1 protein-coding gene is annotated in these 421 nt (G+C 55.3%); it reads left to right on the top strand.

The window, feature by feature from the left end; all coding sequences use genetic code 11:
- Nucleotides 1-121 (top strand): AraC family transcriptional regulator (locus AB4Y36_RS40490; protein ID WP_368685942.1); only part of this gene is annotated, 121 nt, incomplete at its 5' end.
- Between the last annotated feature and the right edge of the window lie 300 nt (nucleotides 122-421).

Genomic DNA, 421 nt, shown 5'->3' with positions numbered 1-421 from the left:
CACAGAGGCCGTAGCCGAATCAGTTGGCTACCAATCTGTATCTTCATTCCGGCGTTTGTTCACAGAGAGGATGGGCATGACACCAGGTGAATGGCGTCGTCTCGCACGTCAGGGGCGATAGACCCCGTAATTTGTCGCTCCCGGTTCTAACCAACATCGGACACGATCCGGCGAGGTCGACGCGGAGCAGCCGCTCTTCGTCTGTGCGTCCTTCGATGCAATCTGGACAAGGGACTTCAATCGCGCCGGCGCGATGAACGCTACGGCGTCGCAAGATCGAGCGAACCGATGAGTCCTTGTGGAGTTTGATCCTTTTGGACACTTTATTGAGCATTTTCGCTCTCGAAATAGCCCTCGTGGGGCCTTAAAGTTGAAACACCTCACCACTTGACGGCAAACACGCAGTAGAGACTGCGACGTC

The sequence above is a fragment of the Paraburkholderia sp. BR10936 genome (genome assembly GCF_040965735.1).
GTDB classification, from domain to species: Bacteria; Pseudomonadota; Gammaproteobacteria; order Burkholderiales; family Burkholderiaceae; genus Paraburkholderia; species Paraburkholderia nodosa_A.
The sequence above is the reverse complement of the archived record's forward strand: the minus strand, read 5'-3'. Positions and strand labels throughout refer to the sequence as shown.